Source organism: Paenibacillus phytohabitans, from assembly GCF_013141775.1.
Classification (GTDB): domain Bacteria; phylum Bacillota; class Bacilli; order Paenibacillales; family Paenibacillaceae; genus Paenibacillus_AQ; species Paenibacillus_AQ phytohabitans.
This window is the reverse complement of record NZ_WHOB01000059.1, coordinates 146,725-169,999: the sequence shown is the minus strand read 5'-3', so window position 1 is coordinate 169,999 and position 23,275 is coordinate 146,725. Positions and strand designations below refer to the sequence as shown.

Below are 23,275 nucleotides of genomic sequence, written 5' to 3'. Positions count from 1 at the left end.
GTCACAATCTGCGGATTGGTGAAGCAACAGCAATAAGCACCTCGATCAGTTTGGCGGCGGCGGCCAGCAGAAATACGGCACCGGGGGCCAATGCACCGCTCATCCAGCCGCCGAGTAATGCACCGGCCGGCATAGCCGTGCGGGTGACGACTCTGGAGAAGCTCAGCACTCTGCCGAGCAGCTCGGGCGGAACCTTCTCCTGGCAGATGGAAGCAGACAATACGGACCAGGAGGTGTTGCAGGCAGCGACCAGGCCGAAGCCGATTCCCGGCGCCAGCCAGGAGTCGTTGAAGCCGGCCAGCACAAATCCGCAGGTTCCGGCCAGCAGCAGCACCGGAATCAGGCGGCCGCGCCTGAAATGCCGGTCGAGATATATAACCGCAAGGCTCCCGGCGACTCCTCCGGCAGCGAGCAAGGTATATGTCATGCCCATTTGACCTGTAGTTAAATGAAGATTGGTAATCAGGTAGTAGGTCAGGGTGGCATACGCTGCACTGTAGCCGAAGTTGCCGATGGCTGCCTGTACAGAGAGGGCCAATTGGACCGGGCTGCGGATCAGCCAGAGGAAGCCCTGGGACATTTCGGCGGCAAAAGCAGGCTTGGCGCTGCGTGACCGTGCGGGTTCCTGCGGAAGCCGGTACAGAACGCAGAGAATGACCGCGAAGGAAGCGACATCCAGCCACAGGATGGAAGTAATGCTCATAAGTGAGGCCAAGCCTCCCGCGACCGCCGGTCCGAGCATATCGGCCAGCTGACCTGCGGTCTGAACTCCGGCATTCCCCCGGGTTAGATTCTTCCCGGACAGCGACGGAATGAGGGTTACAACCGCTATATCATAACCCGTTGATACAATGGATAAGAGCAGGGAAATGACGTACAGATGCCAAATGGCGAGCAGTCCGTAATGTGCCAGTATAGGAATGAGGGCAATGAGCCCCATTCGGATCAGATCGGCGCAGAGCATCAGCCGCTTGCGATTGAACCGGTCGAGGATCACTCCGGCAAAAGGGGCGAACAGTATGACCGGCAGCACACTGACGGCAAACAGCGAGCTCATTACCAGCACAGACCCGGTCAGCCTGTAGGAGAGCAGCGGCAGACAAAAGGTGTATAGGGCGTCTCCGATTCTGGAAATGAAATATCCGGTCAGGAAATGCGCCAGCTGGAGCGGGCTTTGCGGCCGGGAGTGACGCTGTGGTTCTTGCGGCAAAGCAGAGGCTGGATAAGCAGAGGAACCGCGGGCGGTCTTCATAATCGTTGCCTCCAATAAGTGGACAATACGGTGAAGCTGCCGTATAAGCTGAACAGAACCAGTATGATTGCGGTGCCCAGGCTCAGGAACTGGCTGAAGCTGCCGGACAGCCTGCCCCTGATCAGGGAGATCAGGCCGGATAACAGCAGCCACCAGGCGAAGGAGCCCAGAGCAATCCCTGCCGGAAGAAACAGGGAGGCGCTGATTGCCTGGCCCAGTGAAGCGGCAAGCGCCATGAAGGACAGAAGTGTTGCCGGATTAGCCAGAGTCAGCAGGCAGGCGGAGGACAGGCTATAGATAATTCCGCTGCGCACGGCTGTTGTTACCGGATCTCCCTTGGCCGGAGCCGTCCATAGCGCCTTCAGCCCCAGATAGCCGAGAAACAGGCTGCCAAGCAGTCGAAGCGGCAAGGCGTAGGTGGTAGTGAAATCGTTCACAAACCGGAAGCTGGCAACGGTCACCAGCGCATAGAAGGCGTCAGCCAGCGCAATTCCGGCACCCGTAGCGAGACCGGCAGTGAAGCCGGACTTCAGGGTACGGTTCATGCACAGCAGAGACATCGGGCCGACAGGAGCGGCAATAATGAAGCCGAAGCTGAGACCGCTTAACAGGGCCAGCCATGTATTCATGGTGTGCGTTCTGCCGGGGGCAGCGGTACATGCGGAGTTTCTTTGACCGTTCCGAGGATAATCGTAGTGCGGGTCCGCACGATACCCGGCAGGCCTTTGATCTCCTCGCTGATGATCCGGTCCAGATCCCGTGTTCCCCGGCAGCGCAGCTTCAGGATGTAATCATCATCCCCGGCAGTGTGATGGCATTCCTGAACCTCGGGCAGCTTCATCACGAGTTCAATGAAGCCTTGCCGGTGTTCCGGCCGCTCCAGCGATACGGCAATCAGTGCAGCCAATCCGTAACCGGCAGATTCCGCGTCGATCAGCGCCGTATATGCGGTAATGACACCTTGCTCCTCCAGCCGCCGAACCCTGTCCGCTGCGGCAGGAGAAGAAAGGCCCAGCAGTCCGGCAAGCTCGGACCAGGTGATCCTGCCGTTATTCATTATTGCTGAGATGATCTTGTAATCTAAAGAATCCATGTTATTCCTCCTTATATTATTAATCCATATGAGGAATATACATTATAATAATAAGTATTTCAATAATATTCCATACATATTATTGGTGGGTCATTGAGTGGATAGCAGGACTTTCATAGTGCTGTAATAATCACCAATAAATAATGCTTGCAATTTATATTCAAAGAGAGTATAGTCTTAATTACGGTGATTGAATCACTGAACTACATAATATGCGGTCATGGCGGAATTGGCAGACGCGCTGGCTTCAGGTGCCAGTGATAGCAATATCGTGGAGGTTCGAGTCCTCTTGACCGCATCTGTTTTACAAATATGGCTCGTAATTGCTCAGGCAATTACGGGCCATTTTGATTTTTGAGCTAATGGGTGGAATGTAGGCTGGAAAGAGGCTGGGTGGGTGAATAAGGGGCAGAAGTGCCCCTGAATCCGCCGGAAGTAGGCGTTGTGGGAAAATCAGGGGGTGAAGTTCCCTCTGAGTCCACCAAAAGTAGCCAGATGGGCCGGATGTATGCGAAAAACCGAATACAATGCACCAATGTTAGGGCAGATGGGCCGGATGTATGCGAAAAACCGAATACAATGCACCAATTATAGGACTGATGTGGGCGGGATGAGAAACAAGAAGCCGCAAAAGATGCTACCCGGTAAGGGGAGCATCTTTTTTTGCGTGATGAGCGTGATATGCGTTATGCGTTATGCGTGATGAGCGTGATGAGCGTGATATGCGTTATGCGTGATGAGCGTGATGAGCGTGATATGCGTGATATGCGTTATGCGTGATATGCGTGATATGCGTGATATACGTGATGTGCGCTATGTGAGGCGAAGCCTGATGCACTTACTACTTCATGCCGATCAACTTGCGTAGCGTGATTGCCTCTTTAAATGCCTTGTTCACTGCCCGCTTCCGTGCTCCTGCTTCCGCAGGAACAGACTCAATACAACCCCGCAAAGTGCCAGACTCAGCGGAAGCAGGAAGGTGTCGTGGAACCCTGCAACCATCGCTGCAGTATGGGCAGAAGCTGCAGCGGAGCCGGCCTGGGTCATGTGCTCAGCAATGTTGGAAGACAACAGACCGGAGATGATGGCAATGGAGAAGGAGCCGACAATCTGCTGGGCGGAGGTGGTCAGCGGGGTTACCCGGCTGATCAGGTCTTTGGGTGCCGACTTGAGTACATGGGTGCCGAGCTGCATGGTGGTGAGACCCTGGCCCAGTCCCAGAAGGGCGAAGGATCCAATCATCGCATAGATCGTCGTATCGCTGTCCAGCCGTGACAAAAGAACGAGTGCAGCCGAGAGCATCACAAGACCGGAGAACACAGGAATCCGCGCTCCGTATTTGTCAAGAAGTCTGCCCCCAGCCATAACGCCGGCGAAGCTGACCAGCGCCTGCGGGATGATCATCATCCCGGACTCCAAGGAGGAGAAGCCTCTAACCTGCTGCAGATATAAAGGAATCAACAAGATCGAACCGAATAACGCGATCTGGTTAATCCAGACCAGAATAATGCCTTTGGTGAACTCGAAGGAACGGAAGGAGCGCAGCTCAAGCAGCGGCTCCTTCTGTCGCAGCTCTACAACAATAAATAATGACAGAGCAACTAAGCCGAAGATAAGCGGCAGCAATGTATAGGAGTCTGTCCAACCCTCCGCGCCACCTCTGTGCACTCCAAAGACGAGACTGGAGAAGGCCAGCGGGGAGAGGATCATTCCCCAAATATCAAGTTTGGCGGCGGTTCCTTTTTCGGAGACCGGAAGATACTTCATCCCTAAATAGATTGCGATCAGGCCGATGGGCAAATTGATCAGGAAAATCCAATGCCAGCTCACATATTCGAGCAGCCATCCGGATAACACGGGGCCGAGCAGCGGAGCGATCAGCATGGGCATGGCGAGGAAGCCCATCAGCTCGCCTCTTCGCTCAGGCGGAGCTATTTTGAAGGATAAGGCCATGCCGATAGGAGCCACCATGCCGCCGCCAAGACCCTGCATAATCCGGAAAACAATCAGCTGAGCCGGGGACTGGGCCGCTGCACACAGCAGGGAGCCGATAGTGAACAATAGAATGGATACAAGAAAAACACGCTTAGCGGTAAATCTGTCCGAGAACCACCCTGCGAGCGGAATGATCATGGAGGTAGCCAGCGTGTAGCCGGTAATCGCCCATTGGATGGTCTTTAGGCTGGTGTGAAATACATTCTCCAGCTCAGGTATGGCCACATTCATAATGGTATTGTCCAGCATAACCAGCAGCATTCCGGCAATGAGCGCGAAGAGTACAGGGATAAGCGGTTTGATCGAAAAAGGCTTGCCGCCTTGCAGGGCGGCTTCTGTTGCGGATGGATTCATTGCAGTACACGTCCTCTTGAAGTTAATATGGGTATTCGTGTGAAGCTTGAATAATGATCGGGAAGCAGCTGTCCCCTCCGGCCGGTAAGGATCTCTGCACCCTTAATCTAACGGTGTGAGATTAATATAGCACTGTCTTTTTTCACTGTAAAGGAAAATATCTAACGGTGTAAGTTTATTCTGCCGCATGAATTATCTAACGATGGTAGACCCTGTTCGCAGGATCGCTTAGAATAGAAACAGCTTGTACTCGGGAGGGCTCGTATGAGAATCAAAAATCTGCAAATTACCGAACCAAATATCATCAAGGCAGCCTGGGAGCTGCTTGACCAAATAGGCATTGAGGATTTCAGTATGAGGAAGCTGGCGGATCTGCTGCATATCCAGGCCCCTTCGCTGTATTGGCATTTCAAAAGCAAGCAGAGCCTGTTTCAGACGCTTGCTAATGAGGTGGCGAAGGAGGCCCGGCAGTCTGCTAAGCTCGAAGGAGAGTGGGAAGAGCAGCTGTTTCATTGTGCGTCGATGATCCGCAGCGTAATGATTAAGTATCCGTGTTCCGCCCAGCTGTTAATGAGAACGGTACCTTCCGAGCCGGACTATCTGGCCTTAATCAACTCGCTTCTGCAGATCGTGGATCATCTTCCCGTCAGCGACAGCGACAAGTTTTCCTCGATTGCCTGCCTGCTGAACTATGTGATTGCTTTTGAACTCGATAAATATGAGCAGCGCAGAGTCGATACAGCCATGAAGAAGGAAGCGGAGGGCGGAGCGCAGGGAATGTTTATGGATTCGCTTGCACGTCTGTCCGGAGGAGGGCCGAACGTGGTGCAGCGTATGCACCATAATGGCTTATTCCGCGAGCTGGGTTCGGATAACATGTTCCGTACAGGCCTGAAAATAATCATTGCAGGAATCGCACAGCTGGCCCAGCAGCAGGCGCGATAATTCATATGTTTTGGAGCCCCCACTTTGTGGGGTTCTTTTTTGCGGACAGACTGTAACCTTTTGCCGGAGGTAAACGAATAACCAGTAGATGGCTCAGCGGGAGAGGAGGCGGCGTAAGACGAACGGAAACGGAAGAGAACATGCGGAAGACCCTGAATCAGAGGAAGCGAAGGATAGTTCCGCGGAAGAAGAGGCTGTACTGGTCAGGTTCCGGGACGGAAGCCTTGAGGCTTTTGAGTGGCTGGTGTGTAAGTACCGGAAGCCGGCGGTACGATTTGCGTACCACTTGACCGGAGATTATCATACGGCCGAGGATCTGGCGCAGGATTGTTTCGCTTATCTGCTGGTATATCCGGAGAAGTATGATCACCGTGCATCCTTCCAGACCTATCTGTTCACGATCCTGCGCAATAAAAGCATTGATTCCATCCGCAAGCGCAGCAGACAGCGTACCTTGACCGCGGAAGAGAGTCATAATCCGGAAGACCGCAGGACACAAAGTGATGGTCCGGCAGACCGCGGCGGATTCGAGAGATACGGCAGCGTACATACACAGGGAACAGACGATCCCGAGCGGCTGGCTATTATCCGTGAAGAAGACCTGGAATGGCGCAGAAGGCTGCACCAGATGAAGCCGGATTACTGCCAGGCGGTCTATCTGGTGGATGTGGGACAGATGTCTTATGAGCAGGCGGCAGCAGTAATGCGACGCAATATGGTTAGCTTCAAGGTGCTGCTGCACCGGGCGCGCAAGAAGCTTAGGCAGATTTACGAAAAGGAGGAGTGGGATTGTGAGGTCAAACGAACCGGAACAGTTATTTCTGGATGAGGTCTACCGCAAAGCCCGTCTGCTGGAATATGACAAGCGTGATGCAGAGAAAGTGCTGCATAACCGCAGGTTGCTGGCCAGACGCAAGGCAATGACAATATCATGCGTCACAATCTTTACGGCTGTTTTTGCCCTGATGATCTCGATTGGAAAGATCGATAAGGAACTATGCGTGGCGCTGTCACTCGTTCTGTTCGCAGCAGGTCTGCTGATTGAGAAGCTTGAATTGTCGTGGAGTCCGGAGAATGACGGGTGAACAGGGAGTTATAAGAACGGGGGAGAAGACTGGGATGGAGCTAATTATTAATCATTTAACCAAGACCTACGGAAACAAACAGGCATTGCAGGATATCAGCTTCCGGGTGGGCGAAGGCATTCACGGCCTGCTCGGGCCTAACGGAGCGGGCAAAACAACGCTGATGCGTCTGCTTGCCACCTTGCTGGAGCCTACCTCGGGTACGGTGGAGATTGGTGGAGTTACCTTGAAAGATAAGGCGCAGATCCGCGAACTGGTTGGCTATTTGCCACAGGAATTCGCCTTTTATCCGGGGATGACGGTAGTGGAGGCGATGGATTATCTGGCGCTGTTATCGGGCATAGCCGGCCGTGCGGAGCGGAAGCGGAGAATAGACAATCTGCTTGAGCTGGTTAACCTTACCGAGCAGCGCCGTACCAAGGTAAAGGCATTATCCGGGGGAATGAAGCGCCGGCTCGGCGTAGCCCAGGCAATGGTGCATGAGCCGAAGCTGCTGATCGTGGATGAACCGACTGCAGGGCTGGACCCTGAAGAGCGGATCCGTTTCCGGCGGCTGCTCAGCCGGTTTGCCGAAGGCAGAATTGTTCTATTATCCACGCATGTTGTTGAAGATGTGGAGTCCACCTGTGAGCAGATGACCGTGCTGCATAAGGGGCGTCTGCGTTATCACGGCAGAATAGGCGATTTGACTGCTGCGGCCGCCGGCCGTGTCTGGATAGCCGAGCTTGACCGGGTAGAGTGGGAGCGGGACCGCGACCGGTTCCCGGTACTGTCCGCTGTACCGGAGGGAAGAAATATGCGGGTGCGGGTGCTGGCAGATGAACAGCCTTATGCAGGGGCACAGCAGACCGCGCCGTCGATTGAAGATGCTTATCTGCATCTCATGCGCAGGGAGGAATCCTTCGTATGATGGCACTGATCGGCAAAGAGATGCGCATGACGCTGCGCAGCCTGGTTTTTTATCTGTTTATTATCGCGAGCGTGTTCTTCTATTTCACCTCTTATGCTACGGAGGAAACCTGGGGCGAGCTGGGTTCCCCGGTTATAAGTACGCCGCAGAATGTAGGTACTATTGAACACCCGTATTACGGCTGGAAGCAGCCGGCGGATACCCGCGATTTGGCCGAACAAATGAGGAAGGAAATGGGCTGGAATCTGGATGCCGGAACCAGCCAGAAAATCAGGCTGGGTTTTCCTTTCAAGGTTAAGCTGAACGAGAAGGAGAAGACAGCCCTGTCTGCAGCGATCTCCCAGCTGGATGAGGTTCTGAAGAATCCGGATAAATATACTATGGATGAGGTAAACACTATCGCCGAGTCAGTGAACAATCAATTGGGCGGGAAGAGTATATACCAGCAAGGGCTGGGGGAATTCGGTTCTGCCATTGAGACTGTTGATGAAGCCATAAAGGCGCAGGAAGCGGATCTTGCCCGCTATAACGCTAAGGTGAATGCAGGTGAATTGCTGCCCGGAGCCGCACGCTACTTCAGTGATTATCTCTCGCTGCCAGCAGGGATCTTTCCGGTCTTTCTGTCAGCCTTTCTGCTGCTCCGGGACCGCTCCAGCCGGATGAATGAATTGATTTACAGCCGCAGAATTTCGCCCTGGGTGTATGTCGGTTCGAAGTTTATTGCACAAGGTGTCATGTTATCTATGATCTACCTCATCCTGGCTGTCATCGGCGGCTGGCAGACCGTGGATACACTGGGGCTTACCGGCCAGACGGGACAGGCTATTGTAATCTTCCTTGGATACACAGCATGGTGGCTGCTGCCGACGTTATGGATTTCCGTTGCCTTCGGGATGTTCGGCTCGATGCTGTTCCGCCGGGGGATCGTACCCATCGCCCTGCAGATTGTCTGGTGGTTCATGTCGGTGCTGCCGCTGTTAGGCTCTTATGGGCTGAACCGGCTGTTCATCCGCTTCAACTCGCCTAATGACTACGAGTTATACTGGAAGTGGACGGATGAGATTGCACTTAACCGCAGCTTCTATTTGATACTCACCGTACTATTGGCTGCAGGAGCCGCCTGGTTATGGGAAAGAAACCGCAGCCGGCTGGATTCAGCCAAGATGCTGAGCAGGAAGACCGCTAAAGGAAGTGTGGCGGCATCTGCAGCGGAGGCGCTTAGATGAGCCGGCAGATCATCCGCCCGCTGGCCGGGTACAACCTCAGGCTGACTGCACATTATTCATGGCTCCTGTCCGCAGTGCTTCTGGCTGTCGTCCCGTTCTTCATGGAGCCGGCACTGATGAACAGGGTTCAGGCTGCGAAGCTGGGGGAACAGCTGATCAGCTTTGTGGGATTGATTGTCTTCCCCCACCTGGGCCTGCTGGAGGATGGCGGGATTGGTGAAGTGCTCTATGCCAAGCGGGTAAGGCATCATCCGGTATTTCTTTTCCGCTGGCTGCTCACCGTTCTCTATATCTTCCTTGTGGTGACTGCCTTATTCACATGGATGCATGGGAGCGGTGCTGATTTTGAACTGTGGCCGATGATCGGCGGGACGGTGATTACCGCAGTTGCGATAGGATCAGCGGGACTGACGGCTGCACTCTTGATCGGCAACACCTCTGCCGGATACATTGCCGGATTCTCCTGGTATCTGCTTGATTTCATGACCAAAGGCAAGCTGACCGGCCGCTTTTATTTATTCGGCCTGATAAATAGCGAATGGGATAATGATAAATGGCTGCTGGCAGGAGGTTCATTCGCCCTTGCGCTGTTCTGCGCCTTCTGGCTGCCGCGCAAGAGACTAGACTAGTAGAGGCCAGGCCTGTCTTAAATATCAGGAACAATCCAATATAATTAAAATCATATAACAACCGCCTTGACGTCATTTTAGTGACCGGGGCGGTTTTTTGACGCATTGAATATACTGCCTGATTATTGGAGTGACTTCAGAGCTGGAGCATATTATCCGAAAAAAAGGTATACTGATAATAATTTATGTCCCCCACTTTCACAGAGGAGGCTCGGAGCTTTGTCTGATACACTTTTTAAGCATTTGTATTTACGGTCTTCCATAGGCTATGCGGTAGTATCCATTGACGATGGTACAATGCTCATGGCCAATCCTGCCTTTTGCGGGATGTTCGGATATACAGAGGATGAACTTAAGGATCTGCGTTATTTGGATATTGCCTATCCGGAGGATGAGCATACCGTGGATCACGGCCTGATTATGAAGTATTTGCTGTGCAGTCCCGGCGCGGCTGTAGATAAAGAGAAGCGGTTTGCACGCAAGGATGGGGAGATCATCTGGGTGGCGCTGCATATATTTTTGATTTTTGAAGAGTCGACAGGCAGGCCCCTGCAGCTGATTGCGGAGATGACGGATATTACCGCACGCAAGGTAGCGGAGAAGAAGATTGAGGAGGATCACCAGCTCTACAAGCTGATTACGCAAAATACTCCGGACATGATCTCCTTTGCCGATCCGGATGGAACCTTGCGATATGTTTCTCCCTCTGTTGAAAAACTGATGGGTTATTCCGCAAGTGAGATGATCGGCAGGAAAAGGCCGGAGTATTATCATGAAGTTGACGCGCTAGAGATGACCGAGCGGGGGAAGCTTTACTCGGACAACGATGTCTTTACCCGCCGGGCAAGGCATAAAGACGGCCATTACATTTGGATTGAAAGCTCGTTTCAGGTTATGCGGGACCGTGAAGGTGAAGTGCAGCAGGTACTGACCATTGCCCGTGATGTTACAGAGCGGAAGAAATATGAGGAGATGCTGGCGTCTGCGCAGGAGCTTGGGCAGATGGGTTCGTGGGAATGGAATTCGGTCTATGCGGAGTTGACGGTTTCCAGCCAGATGAGGGCTATTTTTGAAATGGGCGGCAGTCAGGGCAGTCATACCCGGATTGATTATCAGCTGCTCCTGGATTGTGTGGTGAAGGATGATCTGGGGGCGCTGCGTGAGGAGCTGCACCATACACTGAAGTCAGGCACCCAAGGTGAGGCGACCTTCAGAATCAGGAACGGCAGCGGCGGGCGTAAGGTGATCTATGCGCACTGGGAGGTTATCCTGGATGCAGCAGGCAAGGTTCAGCAGATCCGCGGCATTGTGCAGGATGTTACGGAACGCCACCGGATGGAAGAACAGCTTCGTGACAGCGAACGGAATTACCGCCTGATCTCGGAGAATTCTCAGGACTTTATCTCACGCAATGCGACAGATGAACAGGCGACCTATCTGTATGCTTCCCCGGTCTGCCAGCAGATGTTCGGATATACTCCGGAAGAAATGGTCGGCACGAATGGGATGGATTATATCCATCCTGACGATTTTGCCTGTGTGCAGGCTTTTCTGGACGACAGTAAGAAGGGCTTGAAGCTGGAGCCTATCGTCTTCCGTTATCTGTGCAAGGACGGCTCTTATCTGTGGGTGGAGACTACGCTGCGGCATACGGAGACGGGAACCCCGGGAATTACAGAGATGATTGGAGTTACCCGGAATATCTCTGAGCGCAAGCAATATGAACTGAAGCTGCTGGAAAGCGAGAACCGGTACAAGTCGCTGTTCGAATATAATCCGTCCGCGATCAGTGCAATGGATCTGCAGGGCTGCATCCAGTCGCTGAATGCCAGTCTGCAGCAGCTCACCGGCTATTCCCGTGAAACACTGCTGCATTCAAGCTACAGTGAGATTATTGATGCGGATGAGCTGGCATTTGTGAATAACCGTTTTCTTGCCGCTGCCGGGGGGATGGCCCAGACCTTTGAGACCCGGATCATCCGCCGTGACGGGCAGACGGTTGAGGTTGGCATGATTTATGTACCTATTCTGCTGGACAGCCAGGTGGTAGGCGTGTTTGCGATCACGAGCGATATCACCGAACGCAAACGGCATCTGGAACAGATTGAGAAGCTCAGTTATGAGCATGCGCTAATATTGAATTCGGTTTCGGAAGGGATCTTTGGCATCAATCTGCAGGGGGATACGGTCTTTATTAATCCGGCGGCTTCCATTATGCTGGGTTACGCTCCCGGGGAGCTGGCCAGCAATATCAAGCTGCAGACGATCGCCCAGACCTGGATGGACGGGGAACTCTACCGCGGAGGGCATAGGACCCTCGCAGAGCTGCTTACGACTAATCTCTCCTATGAGCGGGAGCAGGAAGGGATTTTCTGGAGACAGGACGGTTCCAGCTTCCTCGTTAAATACCGCATGACGGCATTATATGATAACGGAGAACGCAAGGGTGCGGTAGTGGTATTCCGTGACATCACCGAGGAGAAAGCGGTTGTGCGTGCCAAGGAATCTGCGGAGCAGGCTGACCGGGCCAAATCAGAATTTCTGGCCATTATGAGCCACGAGCTGCGCACTCCGATGAATGGGATTATTGGCATGGCTGATCTGCTCTCGGGGACAGAGCTTACGGAAGAGCAGGAATACTACACGCAGATTATTAATAAAAGCGGCGGAGCACTGCTGCATATCCTGAATGAGGTGCTGGATTTCAGCAAGATTGAATCCGGTATGATGACGCTGGATCTGCAGCCGGTCGATGTCCGGCAAGTGATTCAGAATGTATGTGAACTCTTTTATCCGCGTGTCAAAGAAAAAGGCCTGACCCTGCGCAGCGAAGCAGACCCGGAGATTCCCGGTCTTGTAATAACGGATGAAATCCGGCTGCGGCAAATTCTCGTGAATCTGGTCGGCAATGCGGTGAAATTCACGGAAGAAGGGGAAGTCGGTATTTCGGTGAAGCTGGAACCTGTACGGGAACCCGGGTCAATGATTCTCAGATTCTCGGTGACAGATACCGGTATTGGAATTCCGCAGGACAGCCAGAGCCTGTTGTTCCAGTCGTTCTCCCAGCTGCATCCTTCCATTAACCGCAAATACGGCGGAACCGGACTGGGGCTGGCCATAAGCAAGAAGCTGGTCGAGCTGCTGGATGGTGCGATCGGTGTGGACAGCACCGAAGATGAGGGCTCGGAGTTCTATTTCACGATTGAGGTTATGCCGTCTGGTGAGGTTGCGGGGCCTCCGCTGCCCCTGGAGATCCTTGCAGCTGAAGAGTATAAGAACGGGATTTTTGATATGGATTATCCGGAGGGGCAATATGGTCCGCTGTCGATCCTTATTGCCGAGGATCATCCGGTGAATCTGCATCTGCTGCAGAAATATTTGAATAAGCGCGGCTATACCTCGGATGTGGCCCTGAACGGGGAGCAGGCGGTTCACGCTGTGCTGACACGGCAGTATGATCTGGTATTCATGGATATTCAGATGCCGGTGCTGGATGGTATTGAAGCTACAGGGCGGATCCGCGAGGCGATGGGATTATCTCCGGTTATTATTGCAGTTACCGCCTTTGCCCGGAAGGAAGATAAGGAAATGTGCCTTCGAGCAGGGATGCAGGACTTCATCTCCAAGCCGATCCGGGTGGAAGAGCTGGACAGGGTTCTGCGGGAATGGTCGATTAATCTCCGGAATTAGCAGGCAGAGACATGAGGAGGAGCAAAGAGGAATGAGATGGATCATCTATATTTTATTTGCCATACTCTATGGGCTGACAACGCTATATGGGCTGGGGCCGGTGCTGCTGGCTGACGGATCGTTCCGGGAGAGGATGCTGACACTGGCCATTGTACTGCTGATCTATGCCGGAATTACCTGGTGGCTGCGGAGTTTGCTGAAGCGGCTGGGCAGACGTTGACAATCTTCCCCTGGCTAAACTATTATTTATAGGGATCGTAATTATTACGATTATAAAATAGTCAGTGAGAGGGTTACGGTATTGAAAACCATGAAACGTGGCGATTTCATCATGATCCTGGTCGTATTGCTTGCCGCCGGTTCCATTTACGGCTATAAGTGGTTCTCGAATCACAATGAGCATTATGCACAGGGAGATCTGAAGGCTGTTATTACAGTGAACGGCAAGGCGTACAAGACGGTAAACCTGACCAAGGAAGAACAGATTATAGACATCCGTACCAAGTTCGGCCACAATACCCTGAAGGTGTTCGACTATGGGATACAGATGACTTACTCGGATGCTCCCCTGACCATTGCGCTGGATATGGGGTTCATCTCCAGGCCCAAACAGCAGATTATCTGTATTCCGGCCCGGCTTCTCATTGAGGTCGTAAATCCCGGTTCATCCATTGATGACGATGATGCGCTGGATGCGGTGATCTAAGCTGGCACTCAAGGCTGCAGCTCCTCCCAGGCCGCTGCGGCGTCGGCACTAGTGTATACATAAGGTGTGGACGGCTCAGGAACTGCGGTTAGGACTTCCGGAGTAATCTGCAGTGTCTCCACTCCCTGATAGAGCACCACATGAAGCTTGCCCCGAACCTCAATCCAGGTATCGGCGGGCAGGCTTATTTGTGTTCCCGGCTCCAGCAGAATACCGAACGGAGTGGCATCCGCCGTGCAGCACTGGACGAGGAACCGGCTGACCGCATAGCTGGTCTGGCCGGCACCCTGCGGCTCTCGGTAGAGAAAGCCGGATACCGAGATTTCCCTGCCCTCAAACTGTGATTTATACAGGTTGATAGCGCCCAGGGTCTCAGAGAAAATCTCCGGGTATACAGGAATAACGGACTCTCCGTACAGCTTGCCGGCCAGCTCGGCAAATTCCGCCTCATAGGGGTTAGAGGGAGTGAACTTCGCGCCGCTGCCGGACTCTGCGGCTGTATAAGACAGGGTGAGGCCTTTTCTGGCCGCTGCAGCACTTCCCAGTGCGCGGTCAGGCAGGAGAAACCCGAGCAGCAGCGGAAGCAGGAACAGGCTGTATAGTGCGGAACTGCCCAGCCCGGAACGGGGCAGGCGGTGCTCACAGTCGCACAGGACACTGCTTTTGCCAAGGACGGCTTGAAGCCCGAGGCTCAGCGCCATCAGGGAGAGCGGAACCGGACACAGCCTGATCCAGCGTGCCAGCTTGGGGGCAACGTAGTAATGAAGCGCGTCCTGCTGGACCAGATGTCCGATATAGAGGGCGAAGGCGAGCAGAATAACCGCCCTCAGTAAATAGTGAAACCGGATGCTCCGGGCGTTATTCATACGGAACCTCCTAAAAGTTTGTGAGGGTTGCTCCCTGAGTTTCTGCGGACAAACTGCATCGGAAGCATATGCTGAGTTTGTGAGGGTTGCTACAGCCAGAGTGAAGCCAGCACCGAGCCGGTGAAGACGGCCGAGACAATCAGGAAGAACAGATAAAGCGCGAATCTGGTTTTGAACAGCGACAGCAGCATCAGCGAGTTTTTGAAGTCGAGCATCGGGCCCAGCACCATGAACGCCAGCAGTGATCCGGCCGGAAAGGAATGCAGGAAGGTAGAGGCGACAAAGGCATCTGAGGTGGAGCAGAGCGAGAGTACAAAGGCCAGCCCCATCATGAACAGGTAGGAGCCCAGCGGGCGCTCTCCGATAGCGGTCAGGCTGCCGTGATTCATGAAGGTTTGGATACCGGCGGTTAACAGGCAGCCGATGATCAGATATTTCCCCATTTCAAAAAACTCATCCGACGTATGCACAAAGACTGCGACTACCCGCCCGCCGCGGGTAGTGCCGTGATGCTCCTCGCCCCCCTCGCGGGGGATGGACAGACGCAGCGGTGATTTGCGGATGGTGGCATAGATGACAAGGCCGATTAGGGCGGATACGGCAAAAGCCAGTCCCATCCGCGCATAGGCCAGTTCCGGATGGGAACGGAAGGCCGTCAGGGTGGCCCCGTAGACGACCGGATTCAGGATCGGACCGGACAGGATGAAGACGATGGCGACGTAGAGCGGCATGCCTTTGTGCATTAACCGGCGGACAAGCGGAATCATCCCGCATTCGCAGACGGGGAAAATGATCCCGAGCAGGCAGCCGAATAGAATAGCCGGAACCGGATGGCGCGGAATCCAGCGTGAGATCATCTCGTCCGGCACGAAGACGCGGAGCAATGAGGAGAGCAGCGCACCCAGGAGCACGAACGGCAGGGCTTCGAGCAGAATGCCGAGAAACGCTGTTTTGAACGTGTCCACATAACCGTTGTTAAGCAGCTCCGGATGACCGGGGAGCCAGAGAATGCCAATCGTGAGCAGGAAGGCAGCGGGAATGAGCAGCGGCAGTATTTTGAACGGAGAAAAGGTTGTCAAGGGCTTCATCGGCTCCTTCCCGCGCCTGATATTAGCTGAACAAGGCTGCCCAGCGGCGGCTGACCGCCCTCTCGTCCAAATTCAGGCCGATGCACACAATGTAAGGCTGGCCCGGATAACGCGAGGCTTCCCAGGTTGTGCGGTGCCCCGCATATTGCACAAGCTGCACGGAATCCTGCTCCGCAAGCTGGACATGACCTTTGGCTCTAAGCAGACTGTCTCCCCATTCCCGGAAAAAAAGCTCCAGCTGCTCCCGGCGGATCCTTCCGTTTCCCCCCTGCGGTACGGTCAGCGTAACTGCCGCTACCTGCGAGTAGGAGGTGCTTGGGCCGGACTCGGGCTCCTGTACAGCAGTCGCGCTCCCCCCGTAGCCTGGACTGGTTCGTTTAAGCGATGTGCCGTTTATAGTACCCGGTCCGCGCTGCGGCGCAGGCCTCCGCAGTTCACGGGCGGCGATGCCTGCCAGCAGCGGGGCCAGATTAATCTGGCTGTAATGGGTAAATACAATCTCCGATTCAGAGTTTTGCTTATAGACCATTTTCTCGATTTTCCATAGGGTTTCCGGTTCGACCAGATCGCTTTTGTTCACGATAATCAGATCGGCCACCGTGAGCTGCTTGCGCAGAGTGCGGACCAGCTGTTTATCGGCAGAGAAGCGGCTGTTATAGTCCAGCGCATTCTCGGCATCTAGCAGCGTGATGGTAAAGTGCAGCTTCAGCCGGTCTGCTAAAGGCATCTCCAGCAGCGATTTGGCAATTTCATCGGGGTCCGCGACGCCGGTAAGCTCGATGTAGATGATATCCGGACGGCGCGCCAGCAGGGCGGCCAGGCTGCGCGGCAGCTCTTCCTTACGGCTGCAGCATACACAGCCGTCCAGCAGCTTTTCCACACTAGTGCCGGTATTCTCCTGCAGAATATAGCCGTCGACATCTTTTTTCCCCAGCTCATTCATGACTACGCCGGGATTAAGCCCCCGCCGCTTGCTCTCCTTCAGCAGACTTAACAGCAGAGTAGTTTTTCCGCTCCCCAGAAATCCGCTCAGTATGATCACAGGTATCTTCATGGCTCACTCTCCCGCTTCGTTCTTGGAATTGCAAGAATCATATTTTCTTTGTAATACAACCTTCGATGCTTCTCACCAGAGCAACCGTCTGTTTCCTGCTGAAACGGCCCCGCTCTTGAAGGAGGCCAAGCCGTTTTCACTTGTAATTCCATCTATACGTAATTCCTCCGCAGGAAAGACCACAATTCTAAGAGAGTTGAAATTTTGCGGATCACCAGTTGACAGCGGACAGGCGGACCATGTAGAATGTGTAAATCGTAATAATTACGATTAAATGAAAGGGAGTTGAATTTTAGTGAGAGTAATCGTTACCTTGGCCTGCACGGAGACTGGCGACCGCAACTACACCACTACGAAGAATAAGAGAACCACGCCCGGACGGCTTGAGATGAAGAAATATTGCCCGCGCCTGAAGCGTGTAACGCTGCATCGTGAGACCCGCTAAGGGTGCTGAGCCGTACCTTGGGAAGGAAGAAGTTCTGATAGACGGGCGGCGGATGCGCTGCTGTCCTAAACTAAATTTGTGTAAGGAGTAAATCAATGAAGAGAATTCCTGTTACTGTACTCAGCGGATACCTCGGTTCCGGCAAAACGACACTCCTGAATCACATTCTGCATAACCGCGATGGCCTGAAGGTGGCGGTCATTGTGAATGATATGAGTGAGGTGAACGTGGACGCGGGCCTGGTGAAATCCGGCAATACCCTCTCCCGGACTGAGGAAAAGCTGGTGGAAATGTCCAATGGCTGTATCTGCTGCACGCTCCGCGACGACCTGCTGCGGGAAGTGAATAATCTCGCGTCGGAAGGACGTTTCGATTATATTCTGATCGAGTCTTCCGGCATCAGCGAGCCGGTTCCGGTAGCCCAGACCTTCACCTATGCGAACCCTGAGCTGGATATTGATCTTACTGAGCTTGCCAGACTGGACACGATGGTTACGGTAGTCGATGCCAACCGTTTCTGGCATGATTTTGCTTCGGGGGACAGTCTGCTTGACCGCAATATGACTGCGGGCGATGGCGACTTCCGGGATATCGTTGATCTGCTGATTGACCAGATTGAGACCTGCGATGTGCTGCTGCTGAACAAATGCGATCTCGTGGACGAGCAGGAGCTGAACAAGCTGGAGGCTGTGCTGCGCAGGCTTCAACCGCGCGCGAAGATCATCCGTACGGTTAATGCGGAGGTCGACCCTTCAGAGATCCTGAATACAGGTCTGTTTGATTTCGAGCAGACCAGTCTGTCCTCCGGCTGGATCGCAGAGCTCGGCAAGGAGGAGCATACACCGGAGACGGAAGAATACGGCATCACCTCCTTTGTCTACCGGCGCAGAACGCCGTTCCATCCGCAGCGGCTGAGCTTCTTCTTCAGCAACTGGCCGGCTGAGGTAGTCCGGGCCAAAGGTCTGGTATGGCTGGCCGCGCGCGGGGATCTGGCCGCAACCGTCAGCCAGGCGGGACCGTCCATTCAGTTCGGTCCGGCCGGTTATTGGCTGGCGACGATGCCGGAGGACCAGCAGCAGGAGGTGCTGGCGGCCGAGCCGGATGTTAAGGCGAAGTGGGACGGGCAGTGGGGCGACCGTCTGAACGAGATCGTGTTCATCGGCGTCAGCATGAACCGTGCAGACATCGAAGCCCGGCTGGACCGCTGCCTGCTTAGCGCGGAAGAAATGAAGCTGGACTGGAACGAGTTCAACAATCCGCTGCCATGGCCGGCAGAGGAGCTGCTTGCGGCCGGGCAGGAATAGAGGGCTGAGGAGGAGCGTGCAGCGGCCGGAAGGTTAGGGTTTAAGAATTGAACTCGGGTGATACAGGGGATTTATATTCGGATGGAATGCAAGACAGGTATCTGGAGTTACGGTGGTATGCAAGACGAGTATCTAATTACGCGGAAGAGCCGGAATCGGGACTGTCGGTTCCGGCTTTTTGCTGCCTAGATTACGGTGTTAATCAGTTTGATTACGATTAATTTTCGGTTTCGGGTTTACAGATCGTAATTATTACGATAATATCAATGGAGTCAAAACGTAATTGTTACGAATAAACTTATTATCTGCGAATGTTAATAGACTTTACCGGTGCATCAGCTCCGTCTGAAGTTGAATGAAGAAGGGAAGACGATACGCTATGATTTTGTCATCCATGCAGGATGTTGTGTTCGGCTACGGGAACGAGCCGGTCATTGACCGCTTGTCGCTGGATATTGAAGCCGGGCAGTTCATCGGGATCACCGGCCCCAACGGAGCGGCGAAGACAACGCTGCTCAAGCTTATGCTGGGCCTGCTGAAGCCCTGGAGCGGAACGGTCTCCCTGAACAAGGAGCTTACCGGCGGGGGCGGGCTGGTGATCGGCTATGTGCCGCAGCAAGTTGCCTCCTTCAATGCCGGATTCCCCAGCAAGGTCATCGAGCTGGTCCGTTCCGGCTGCTACTCCAGGCTGGGATTGTTCCGCCGCTTCACGAAGGAACAGGAAGCGCTGGTGGAGAGCAGCCTGCGTCAGGTCGATATGTGGGAGTACCGCAACCGCAGAATCGGCGAGCTGTCCGGCGGACAGAAGCAGCGGATCTGCATCGCCCGGGCGCTTGCCCAGCAGCCGCAGGTGCTGGTGCTGGATGAGCCGGCAACCGGCATGGATACTGCCAGCCGCAGCGGCTTCTACAAGCTGATGCGGCATTATGTCAGCCAGCATGGCCGCACCGTCATTATGGTTACACATGGCCTGGAAGAGACAAGATCCTATCTGGATACGGTGATCAGCCTGGAACGACAGGAACAGGAGGGCTGGACATGCTTGGTTACGAATTCATGCAGCGTGCATTTTGGGCAGGAGGCCTGATCGGCATTATTGGTCCGCTGCTTGGCGTATACCTGATGCTGCGCAGGCAGGTGCTGATGGCGGACACCCTGTCCCATGTCTCACTTGCAGGTGTGGCGCTGGGTTCAGTCCTGCAGTGGAACCCGGCCATCAGCGGTTTCGCTGTGGCCGTAGCCGGAGGGCTGGTTATCGAGCAGCTGCGCCGTTCTTACCGTACATACAGTGAGCTTCCGGTAGCTATCATTATGACCTCCGGTCTGGCGCTGGCCGTCGTGCTGATGAGCCTGAAGCAGAACCTGACCAAGAGCTTCAGCTCTTACCTGTTCGGCTCCATCGTTGCCGTGAGTGATACCCAGCTTAAGCTGATTGCCATCGTGGCCGCCGCCGGACTCGTCTACTTCATTGTGCTGCGCCGGCCGCTGTACAACCTGACATTTGACGAGGAGACCGCCAGCATCGGCGGAGTCCATACCGGATTACTGTCCTTCTCGTTCGCCGTTCTTACCGGCATGACCGTTGCCGCAGCCATGCCTGTTGTAGGTGTGCTGCTGGTATCCGCTCTTATTGTGCTGCCGGCATCCATTGCGCTGCGGATTGCGTCCGGTTTTACCGCAGCCATTCTGATTTCAGTCGGTGTCGGCTTGACCGGTGTGTTTAGCGGCTTAACGGCTTCGTATTATATCAACACGCCTCCCGGAGGCACGATTGCGCTTATTCTACTCGTATTTCTGCTGAGTGCCATAGCCGTACAACGGCTGATTACATTGAAAAACCGCCGCAACATTCATAAATCTACAACCATTTAAGAAAAGGGGTCTCCGAAAAATATGATGAATTCCAAATCAAAGTCCAAATCAAAGTCCAAATTCAAAATCCGCCACCTTGCTGCCTTGTCTCTGACCGCTATGCTTGTGGTCTCCGGCTGCGGAAACAATACTGCAGGCAATGCTGCCTCGAACGGCAGCCCTGCTAACGCACCGTCCTCTGCGGCTGCAGCTACAACCGTACCTGCGGCGGACAAGCTGAATATCAAGGTCAGCTTCTATCCGATGTATGAATTCACGAAGAATATTACCGGTGAGCTTGCGGATGTGGAAGTGCTGATTCCGGCCGGCACCGAGCCGCATGACTGGGAGCCGACCGCTAAGGATATGGCTGAGATTTCTGATGCGGATGTGCTTGTCTATAACGGAGCCGGAATGGAAGGCTGGGCGCAGCAGGTTGTGGACGGGACTTCCGGCAGCAAACTGATTACCGTAGAAGCCAGTAAGGGGCTGGAAATCATGGAAGGAACGGAAGAGGAAGAGGGACATGACCATGAGCATGCCCATGAAGAAGGCACAGTGTCCGGCGAGGCTGATCACGACCACGAACATGACCACGAGGATGAGCAGGGGGAAGAAGCACATGCCGGAGAAGGCCATGATCACGGCGGCCTTGACCCGCATGTGTGGCTCGCCCCGGCTATGGCGATCCAGGAGGTCCGCACGATTGAAGCGGCTTTATCCGCAGCCTCACCTGAGAATGCAGCAGCCTTCAAAACCAATAGCGAAGCCTATATCGCCAAGCTGCAGCAGCTGGATCAGGAGTTCAAAGACGGGCTGAAGGATACGAAACGTAAGGACTTTATTACCCAGCATGCCGCTTTCGGATACCTGGCCCGTGAATATGGTTTAACTCAAGTGCCTATCGCCGGGTTGTCACCGGAGCAGGAGCCTTCCGCTGCTCAAATGGCAGAGATCGTAGAATTTGCCAAGGCGAATAACGTAAAAACGATCTTTTTCGAAACTCTGGTATCCTCCAGTGTGGCTGACACTATTGCCCAGGAAATTGGAGCCAAGACAGCTGTGCTGAATCCGATTGAAGGACTGACGGAGGAAGACACCAGGAATAATCTGGATTACTTGGGCGTTATGCGCCAGAATCTTGAAGCGCTGAGCGCGGCGCTGAACGAATAAGAAGAAGAGAGGCTGATCCATACAATGGCTAAGAAATCGAAGGTTGTCAAGGAACTGAAGCGGCAGGAGCTGGTGGCGAAATATGCGGACAAACGCAGAGAGCTGAAAGCGGCGGGAGATTATATGGCGCTGCAGAAGCTCCCCCGTGATTCCTCAGCTACCCGTCAAAAAAACCGGTGCACCGTCTCCGGCAGACCCCGGGGGTACTTAAGCAAATTCCATGTTTCCCGGATCGTCTTCCGCGAGCTCGCACTCCAGGGACAAATTCCCGGTATCACCAAGTCCAGCTGGTAGACCGTTAACTTCATAGATGCTCTGCTGCAAGACGGCTGATTCTCTGGGATACAGGGGACCAGCCGTTTTGCCATATTCATTGACTTTGCCTGATGCAGCGGAGTGAATTATGATAGAGGAAAAAGATATTCCGCAGCTGAAGGAGGCTTCTAAATGAGCTATACCGATACTTTTATCCGTGTTGCTGAAGATTGCCCGGCAGAAATTGGCACAACCCCGGTCTCGGGACGGCCGCTTCCGCCCGCTCATGTCATTCAATACCAGCTGCTGGCCGGTGCGCCTTACCAATATAACCATGAAGAACTGCTGTATCAGGTACATGTGCGGCACAAAGAAATTCCCGAAGAGGAGCGGGATTCACGCCGCGAGGAAATTTGGGCAGAGCTGTTCGCGAAGAATCATCCTTGCCTGCGGGCCTCCATGCTGCCCAAGAAGTACGGCTGGGGAGTCCACTATGATGCTGAAGGCAAAATCGCCTTGTACGCCAAAGAGTCTCCAGAGTACGATTATTATTCTTCCAGCGGTGAAGCCGGGGTGAAGCTGCTGAATGCTATGCGCAGTAAGCGCCGCTGAGCAGGGAGCCGGGAGCGGGGAGCCAAAAGTACAGCATCACAATTTCCTGGATAGAAAGAAGGAAGCGTTATGTCACAGTATTGGAGTCAGCGGTTTGCCCGGGAGGGGATGATCTGGGGGAGCCGGCCCAGTCCGACTGCCGGGTGGGCCAAACAAAGGTTTATGGAAGACGGGGCATCTTCCGTCCTGGTTCCGGGTGCCGGTTACGGGCGGAACACCAAAGTGTTTGCCCCCGAATTTACCGTTTACGGCATAGAATTAAGTGAAGCCGCGCTGGAGCTGGCCGCAGAATGGGATCCCGGGACAACCTTTATCGCCGGATCTGCGCTGCAGCCGCAGCTTGAACATCCGGTGGATGCCGTGTATTGCTATGACGTGCTGCATCTATTCCTGGCGGATGACCGCCGCAGGCTGATTGAAGCGTGTCTTAAGCAGGTGCGCTCCGGAGGACTGCTCTATTTCACCAGCTTCTCCGATGAAGATCCTAATTATGGGTGTGGGAAGGAGCTTGAACCGGGCACTTATGAATACAAGGCAGATAAGTATGCCCATTTTTTCAGCGACGGCGATTTAAGAGGTCATTTTGCCGGTACTGAGATTCTGGAGACGGGTGCATTTACCGAACCGCTGGAGAGTCCGCAGGGCGGGACCCATGAATACATACTAAGATACATTCTCGCACGCAAAAAATAAACAGGTGCAGGAGCGCAGCATCAAGAGGCCCTTCTCCAAACAGGAGGAG

At 54.0% G+C, this 23,275-nt stretch carries 24 protein-coding genes and 1 tRNA gene; 18 read left to right on the top strand and 7 right to left on the bottom strand.

The window, feature by feature from the left end; all coding sequences use genetic code 11:
* Position 1 precedes the first annotated feature (1 nt).
* The 3 genes from GC101_RS18915 to GC101_RS18905 are packed head-to-tail and all read right to left on the bottom strand — an operon-like array spanning position 2 to position 2,345.
* Entirely contained in the window at positions 2-1,252 is a 1,251-nt protein-coding gene (locus GC101_RS18915) for an MFS transporter (protein ID WP_171718485.1), read from the bottom strand.
* Positions 1,249-1,881 carry a LysE family translocator gene (locus GC101_RS18910; RefSeq protein WP_171718484.1) on the bottom strand — a complete coding sequence of 211 codons (633 nt, stop codon included), beginning with the start codon at positions 1,879-1,881 and terminating at the stop codon, positions 1,249-1,251. Before GC101_RS18910 ends, GC101_RS18915 begins: the two co-directional genes overlap by 4 nt.
* Positions 1,878-2,345 carry an Lrp/AsnC family transcriptional regulator gene (locus GC101_RS18905; protein ID WP_171718483.1) on the bottom strand — a complete coding sequence of 156 codons (468 nt, stop codon included), beginning with the start codon at positions 2,343-2,345 and terminating at the stop codon, positions 1,878-1,880. The genes GC101_RS18910 and GC101_RS18905 overlap by 4 nt, the downstream gene beginning before the upstream one ends.
* Positions 2,346-2,559: 214 nt before the next feature.
* Here GC101_RS18905 and GC101_RS18900 point away from each other — a divergent pair.
* Positions 2,560-2,643 (top strand) — tRNA-Leu (locus GC101_RS18900).
* Positions 2,644-3,239: 596 nt separating this feature from the next.
* On the opposite strand, the gene GC101_RS18895 is transcribed toward GC101_RS18900, so the two are convergent.
* On the bottom strand, positions 3,240-4,694 hold the full coding sequence (locus GC101_RS18895) for an MDR family MFS transporter (RefSeq protein ID WP_171718482.1): 1,455 nt from the start codon (positions 4,692-4,694) through the stop codon (positions 3,240-3,242).
* A gap of 264 nt (positions 4,695-4,958) precedes the next feature.
* On the opposite strand from GC101_RS18895, the gene GC101_RS18890 reads away from it, so the two are divergent.
* From GC101_RS18890 to GC101_RS18850, 9 genes are all read left to right on the top strand, one after another.
* Positions 4,959-5,639: a TetR/AcrR family transcriptional regulator C-terminal domain-containing protein gene (locus tag GC101_RS18890; RefSeq protein WP_171718481.1), complete on the top strand. Its 681-nt coding sequence runs from the start codon at positions 4,959-4,961 to the stop codon at positions 5,637-5,639.
* 88 nt (positions 5,640-5,727) lie between these two features.
* Positions 5,728-6,468, top strand: a complete 741-nt coding sequence (locus tag GC101_RS18885; RefSeq protein ID WP_171718480.1) for an RNA polymerase sigma factor — start codon at positions 5,728-5,730, stop codon at positions 6,466-6,468.
* The gene (locus GC101_RS18880; RefSeq protein WP_171718479.1) at positions 6,431-6,724 is read left to right on the top strand and encodes a hypothetical protein; all 294 of its coding nucleotides are present in this window, start codon (positions 6,431-6,433) and stop codon (positions 6,722-6,724) included. Before GC101_RS18885 ends, GC101_RS18880 begins: the two co-directional genes overlap by 38 nt.
* Positions 6,725-6,758: 34 nt before the next feature.
* The gene (locus tag GC101_RS18875) at positions 6,759-7,634 is read left to right on the top strand and encodes an ABC transporter ATP-binding protein (RefSeq protein WP_171718478.1); all 876 of its coding nucleotides are present in this window, start codon (positions 6,759-6,761) and stop codon (positions 7,632-7,634) included.
* On the top strand, positions 7,631-8,860 hold the full coding sequence (locus GC101_RS18870; protein ID WP_171718477.1) for an ABC transporter permease: 1,230 nt from the start codon (positions 7,631-7,633) through the stop codon (positions 8,858-8,860). The genes GC101_RS18875 and GC101_RS18870 overlap by 4 nt, the downstream gene beginning before the upstream one ends.
* Positions 8,857-9,489 (top strand): hypothetical protein, encoded by a 633-nt coding sequence (locus tag GC101_RS18865; protein ID WP_171718476.1) that lies wholly within the window; start codon positions 8,857-8,859, stop codon positions 9,487-9,489. Before GC101_RS18870 ends, GC101_RS18865 begins: the two co-directional genes overlap by 4 nt.
* Before the next feature lie 219 nt (positions 9,490-9,708).
* A complete protein-coding gene (locus GC101_RS18860; protein ID WP_246354397.1) occupies positions 9,709-13,179 on the top strand; it encodes a PAS domain S-box protein in 3,471 nt (1,156 codons plus the stop codon).
* Positions 13,180-13,210: 31 nt separating this feature from the next.
* Positions 13,211-13,399 (top strand): DUF6954 family protein, encoded by a 189-nt coding sequence (locus GC101_RS18855; protein ID WP_042135652.1) that lies wholly within the window; start codon positions 13,211-13,213, stop codon positions 13,397-13,399.
* A 90-nt stretch (positions 13,400-13,489) separates the two neighbouring features.
* Positions 13,490-13,885 (top strand): NusG domain II-containing protein, encoded by a 396-nt coding sequence (locus GC101_RS18850; RefSeq protein WP_042219308.1) that lies wholly within the window; start codon positions 13,490-13,492, stop codon positions 13,883-13,885.
* 8 nt (positions 13,886-13,893) lie between these two features.
* On the opposite strand, the gene GC101_RS18845 is transcribed toward GC101_RS18850, so the two are convergent.
* The 3 genes from GC101_RS18845 to GC101_RS18835 form a co-directional block, all read right to left on the bottom strand.
* A complete protein-coding gene (locus GC101_RS18845) occupies positions 13,894-14,751 on the bottom strand; it encodes a TIGR03943 family putative permease subunit (RefSeq protein ID WP_171718475.1) in 858 nt (285 codons plus the stop codon).
* Positions 14,752-14,840: 89 nt separating this feature from the next.
* Entirely contained in the window at positions 14,841-15,839 is a 999-nt protein-coding gene (locus tag GC101_RS18840; protein ID WP_171718474.1) for a permease, read from the bottom strand.
* Positions 15,840-15,861: 22 nt separating this feature from the next.
* The gene (locus tag GC101_RS18835; protein ID WP_171718473.1) at positions 15,862-16,893 is read right to left on the bottom strand and encodes a CobW family GTP-binding protein; all 1,032 of its coding nucleotides are present in this window, start codon (positions 16,891-16,893) and stop codon (positions 15,862-15,864) included.
* A 295-nt stretch (positions 16,894-17,188) separates the two neighbouring features.
* Here GC101_RS18835 and rpmG point away from each other — a divergent pair, with 295 nt between their 5' ends.
* From rpmG to GC101_RS18795, 8 genes are all read left to right on the top strand, one after another.
* On the top strand, positions 17,189-17,338 hold the full coding sequence (rpmG, locus tag GC101_RS18830) for a 50S ribosomal protein L33 (RefSeq protein ID WP_042135659.1): 150 nt from the start codon (positions 17,189-17,191) through the stop codon (positions 17,336-17,338).
* Between the two features lie 95 nt (positions 17,339-17,433).
* A complete protein-coding gene (locus tag GC101_RS18825) occupies positions 17,434-18,642 on the top strand; it encodes a GTP-binding protein (protein WP_171718472.1) in 1,209 nt (402 codons plus the stop codon).
* Between the two features lie 379 nt (positions 18,643-19,021).
* Entirely contained in the window at positions 19,022-19,729 is a 708-nt protein-coding gene (locus tag GC101_RS18820) for a metal ABC transporter ATP-binding protein (RefSeq protein ID WP_171718471.1), read from the top strand.
* Positions 19,675-20,514 carry a metal ABC transporter permease gene (locus tag GC101_RS18815; protein ID WP_171718672.1) on the top strand — a complete coding sequence of 280 codons (840 nt, stop codon included), beginning with the start codon at positions 19,675-19,677 and terminating at the stop codon, positions 20,512-20,514. The genes GC101_RS18820 and GC101_RS18815 overlap by 55 nt, the downstream gene beginning before the upstream one ends.
* Before the next feature lie 24 nt (positions 20,515-20,538).
* Positions 20,539-21,666 carry a metal ABC transporter substrate-binding protein gene (locus GC101_RS18810; protein ID WP_171718671.1) on the top strand — a complete coding sequence of 376 codons (1,128 nt, stop codon included), beginning with the start codon at positions 20,539-20,541 and terminating at the stop codon, positions 21,664-21,666.
* Positions 21,667-21,690: 24 nt separating this feature from the next.
* The gene (rpsN, locus tag GC101_RS18805; RefSeq protein ID WP_039308720.1) at positions 21,691-21,960 is read left to right on the top strand and encodes a 30S ribosomal protein S14; all 270 of its coding nucleotides are present in this window, start codon (positions 21,691-21,693) and stop codon (positions 21,958-21,960) included.
* A gap of 153 nt (positions 21,961-22,113) precedes the next feature.
* Positions 22,114-22,533, top strand: coding sequence for a DUF6157 family protein (locus GC101_RS18800; RefSeq protein ID WP_171718470.1), 420 nt, complete (start codon positions 22,114-22,116; stop codon positions 22,531-22,533).
* A 69-nt stretch (positions 22,534-22,602) separates the two neighbouring features.
* Complete coding sequence (locus tag GC101_RS18795) at positions 22,603-23,226, top strand: class I SAM-dependent methyltransferase (protein ID WP_171718469.1); 624 nt, start codon at positions 22,603-22,605, stop codon at positions 23,224-23,226.
* The last annotated feature ends 49 nt before the right edge of the window (positions 23,227-23,275 follow it).